Below are 4,705 nucleotides of genomic sequence, written 5' to 3'. Positions count from 1 at the left end.
CCCGCCGATGGCCGTCGGGTTTGATATCGATGACACCGTCCTCTTTTCCAGCCCAGGCTTCTGGCGCGGAAAAAAAACGTATTCTCCGGACAGTGAGGATTACCTGAAAAATCCGGCCTTCTGGGAAAAAATGAACAATGGCTGGGACGAATTCAGCATTCCGAAAGAAGTGGCGCGTCAGTTGATTGATATGCATGTGCGTCGCGGCGACAGCATCTTTTTCGTAACCGGGCGTAGCCAGACGAAGACCGAAACGGTGTCGAAAACGCTGTCCGATAACTTTCACATCCCGGCCGGCAATATGAACCCGGTCATTTTTGCCGGTGATAAGCCGGGCCAGAATACGAAAACGCAGTGGCTGCAGGATAAAAATATCCGCATGTTCTACGGCGACTCTGATAATGACATTACCGCCGCCCGAGATGTGGGTATTCGCGGTATTCGTATTTTACGCGCTTCTAACTCCACTTATAAACCGTTACCACAGGCCGGCGCGTTTGGTGAAGAGGTGATCGTCAACTCGGAGTATTGAGGATGTTGCTTGCGGTTGTTGTTTTTTTAAACAAATTTGCGTTACCTGCTTTTACCTTTTGCGGACTTGCTGCACACTGAATAAAAGATGTTCTCATTAGGCAATATGCTGGTAAGGGGAATTAAGATGACAAATTCGGAGTTGCTGCAATACTGCATGGCAAAAATGGGCGCCGAGCAGAGCGTACACAGTGACTGGAAGGCCACACAAATCAAAGTCGAAGATGTGCTTTTTGCCATGGTAAAAGAGGTGGAAGAACGCCCGGCGGTGTCACTGAAAACCAGCCCGGAACTGGCAGAGTTGTTACGTCAGCAGCATAGCGATGTACGGCCAAGCCGGCATCTCAATAAGGCGCACTGGAGTACGGTGTATCTGGACGGCTCGCTGCCGGATTCGCAAATCTACTACCTGGTAGACGCCTCTTATCAGCAGGCCGTAAACACGCTGCCGGAAGATAAACGCCGGATACTGGCGCAGTCCTGATCTGTTTTCCGCAATGAGGCGCCAGCGCCTTATCCGGCCTACAAGCAATTATGCATATTTTGTAGGCCTGATAAGCGTAGCGCCATCGGCATGATTACAACAGTGGTTTGAGGAAACGGGCCGTGTGTGAGGCTTCACACTCAGCGACCGTTTCTGGTGTGCCTGAAACCAGAATTTCCCCGCCGCCGCTGCCGCCTTCCGGACCGAGATCGACAATCCAGTCAGCGGTTTTTATCACGTCCAGATTGTGCTCAATCACTACGATGGTGTTGCCCTGATCCCGGAGTTGATGCAGCACGTCCAGCAGTTGCTGAATATCCGCAAAATGCAGACCGGTGGTCGGTTCATCGAGAATATACAGCGTTTGACCGGTACCGCGTTTGGACAGTTCACGCGCCAGCTTCACGCGCTGCGCTTCACCGCCCGAGAGCGTGGTGGCGGACTGACCCAGTCGGATGTACGTCAGACCCACGTCCATCAGCGTTTGCAGCTTACGCGCCAGCGCCGGAACGGCATCGAAGAACTCACGCGCCTCTTCAATCGTCATATCCAGCACTTCGTGGATAGTCTTGCCCTTGTACTTAATCTCCAGAGTTTCGCGGTTATAGCGCTTGCCTTTACACTGATCGCACGGCACGTAGATATCCGGCAGGAAGTGCATTTCGACTTTGATCACGCCGTCGCCCTGACAAGCTTCACAGCGTCCGCCGCGGACGTTAAAGCTGAAACGACCCGGAGTATAACCGCGCGCACGCGACTCCGGCACGCCGGCAAACAGTTCGCGCACTGGCGTAAACACGCCGGTGTAGGTTGCCGGGTTAGAGCGCGGCGTACGGCCAATCGGGCTTTGGTCAATGTCGATCACTTTGTCGAAATGTTCCAGACCCTGAACATCACGATATGGCGCGGGTTCAGCCAGCGTGGCGCCGTTCAGCGCCGTCTGCGCAATCGGGAACAGCGTGTCGTTAATTAGCGTCGATTTACCCGAACCGGAAACACCGGTAATGCAGGTAAATAAACCAACCGGCAGCGTCAGCGTGACATCTTTCAGGTTGTTACCGCGCGCGCCGGTCAGCTTCAACACTTTTTCCGGGTCTGCCGCCACGCGCTGTTTCGGCACTTCAATCTTGCGCTTACCGCTCATGTACTGGCCGGTCAGCGACTCAGGCACGGCCATGATATCTTTTAGCGTACCTTCGGCAACCACCTGGCCGCCGTGAACGCCCGCGCCGGGGCCGATGTCGATAACGTGGTCAGCGGCGCGAATCGCGTCTTCATCGTGCTCAACCACAATGACGGTATTGCCCAGATTACGCAGGTGGATAAGCGTACCCAACAGACGCTCGTTATCTCGCTGATGCAGACCGATAGACGGTTCATCCAACACGTACATTACGCCGACCAGACCTGCGCCGATCTGGCTTGCCAGACGAATACGCTGGGCTTCGCCGCCGGAGAGCGTTTCTGCTGAACGCGACAGCGTCAGATAGTTGAGGCCGACGTTGACCAGGAACTTCAGACGATCGCCAATCTCTTTGAGAATTTTCTCTGCAATCTTCGCTCGCTGACCCGCAAGCTTCAGGTTGTTGAAGAAATCCATGGCGTGACCGATGCTCATGTCGGAAATCGCGGGCAGCGGCGTATTTTCGACAAATACGTGGCGGGCTTCCCGGCGTAAACGCGTCCCCTCACAGCTGGCGCACGGTCGGTTGCTAATGAACTTGGCTAATTCTTCACGTACCGCGCTGGATTCCGTCTCTTTATAACGGCGCTCCATATTGTGCAATACGCCTTCGAACGGATGGCGGCGTACGGACGTATCGCCGCGATCGTTCATGTATTTAAATTCGATATTCTCTTTACCGGAACCGTACAGCACCACTTTATGCACGGCAGGGTTCAGGCTGGCCCATGGGGCTTCAACGTCGAATTTATAGTGTTCCGCCAGTGACTTAAGCATCTGGAAGTAATAGAAGTTACGGCGATCCCAGCCGCGGATAGCACCACCGGCCAGCGACAGTTCCGGATTTTGGATCACCCGGTCAGGATCGAAATACTGCTGTACGCCGAGACCGTCACAGGTCGGGCATGCACCCGCTGGGTTATTGAACGAGAACAGACGTGGTTCCAGCTCGCGCATGCTGTAGCCGCAGATCGGGCAGGCGAAGTTGGCGGAGAACAGCAACTCTTCCGCTTTCGGATCGTCCATATCGGCGACCACCGCCGTACCACCGGACAGTTCCAGCGCGGTTTCAAAGGATTCAGCCAGTCGCTGGGTGAGATCGTCGCGTACTTTAAAGCGGTCAATCACCACTTCAATAGTGTGTTTCTTTTGCAGTTCAAGCTTGGGCGGATCGGAAAGGTCGCACACTTCACCGTCGATACGGGCGCGGATATAGCCCTGGCCTGCCAGGTTTTCCAGCGTTTTAGTATGCTCGCCTTTACGCTCTTTAATCACCGGCGCCAGCAGCATCAGACGTTTGCCTTCCGGCTGCGACAGAACGTTGTCCACCATCTGGCTAACGGTCTGGGCCGCCAGGGGAACGTCGTGATCCGGGCAGCGCGGTTCGCCAACGCGGGCAAACAGCAGACGCAGATAGTCGTGAATTTCGGTAATCGTACCTACCGTGGATCGCGGGTTGTGGGATGTTGATTTTTGTTCAATTGAGATGGCGGGAGACAGCCCCTCAATGTGGTCGACATCCGGCTTTTCCATCAGCGACAGAAACTGACGCGCGTACGCGGAAAGGGATTCAACGTAACGACGCTGCCCTTCGGCATACAAGGTGTCGAAAGCGAGCGAAGATTTGCCTGAGCCCGAAAGCCCGGTGACGACAATCAGCTTGTCGCGCGGGATGACGAGGTTGATGTTTTTGAGATTATGGGTGCGGGCGCCCCGAACTTCGATCTTATCCATTCATCTTTCCCGGATTAAACGCTTTTTTGCCTGGCTGCATGGTGCTACCGGCGATCACAAACGGTTAATTATGACACAACCTGACCTGAATGGATATACAGTATTGGAATGCAAAACGCAGATGCCTGTGCAACAATGTCTGTCTGGGGTTGTTTACTGGAATCGATCTCGCAACGTAGTAAAAGCGCTATTGGAAATGCTACAATCCCGCGCTTACACTTATTCAGTAACGTTTTTCAGGAGACACGATCATGGCCAGCAGAGGCGTAAACAAGGTGATTCTCGTCGGTAATCTGGGCCAGGACCCGGAAGTACGCTATATGCCGAATGGTGGCGCAGTTGCCAACATTACGCTGGCTACTTCCGAATCCTGGCGTGATAAAGCGACCGGCGAAATGAAAGAGCAGACTGAATGGCACCGTGTGGTGCTGTTCGGCAAACTGGCGGAAGTTGCCAGCGAATATCTGCGTAAAGGTTCCCAGGTCTATATCGAAGGTCAGCTGCGTACCCGCAAATGGACCGATCAATCCGGCGTAGAAAAGTACACCACTGAAGTTGTGGTTAACGTTGGCGGCACCATGCAAATGCTGGGCGGTCGTCAGGGTGGTGGGGCTCCGGCAGGTGGCGGCCAGCAGCAGGGTGGTTGGGGTCAGCCTCAGCAGCCGCAAGGTGGCAATCAGTTCAGCGGCGGCGCGCAGTCTCGCCCGCAGCAGCAGTCGGCTCCGGCAGCGCCGTCTAATGAGCCGCCGATGGATTTCGACGACGATATTCCG

4 protein-coding genes are annotated in these 4,705 nt (G+C 54.7%); 3 read left to right on the top strand and 1 reads right to left on the bottom strand.

From position 1 onward, the window contains the following. Together aphA and FDW87_RS09385 are read left to right on the top strand one after the other, a co-directional pair. On the top strand, nt 1-532 hold a 532-nt coding region (gene aphA, locus FDW87_RS09390), incomplete at its 5' end, for an acid phosphatase AphA (RefSeq protein ID WP_252363090.1). 126 nt (nt 533-658) lie between these two features. Next, nucleotides 659-1,015, top strand: coding sequence for an MmcQ/YjbR family DNA-binding protein (locus tag FDW87_RS09385; RefSeq protein ID WP_016155357.1), 357 nt, complete (start codon nt 659-661; stop codon nt 1,013-1,015). 94 nt (nt 1,016-1,109) lie between these two features. Here FDW87_RS09385 and uvrA read toward each other — a convergent pair whose 3' ends face one another. Continuing rightward, nucleotides 1,110-3,932 carry an excinuclease ABC subunit UvrA gene (gene uvrA / locus FDW87_RS09380; protein WP_016155358.1) on the bottom strand — a complete coding sequence of 941 codons (2,823 nt, stop codon included), beginning with the start codon at nt 3,930-3,932 and terminating at the stop codon, nt 1,110-1,112. Between the two features lie 251 nt (nt 3,933-4,183). Here uvrA and ssb1 point away from each other — a divergent pair. Further along, nucleotides 4,184-4,705: single-stranded DNA-binding protein (gene ssb1, locus FDW87_RS09370; protein ID WP_137379690.1), on the top strand; the 522-nt coding region annotated here is incomplete at its 3' end.

The organism is Citrobacter sp. wls826 (assembly GCF_005281245.1).
Lineage (GTDB): Bacteria > Pseudomonadota > Gammaproteobacteria > Enterobacterales > Enterobacteriaceae > Citrobacter > Citrobacter braakii.
This window is presented reverse-complemented; position numbering and strand designations above follow the sequence as displayed.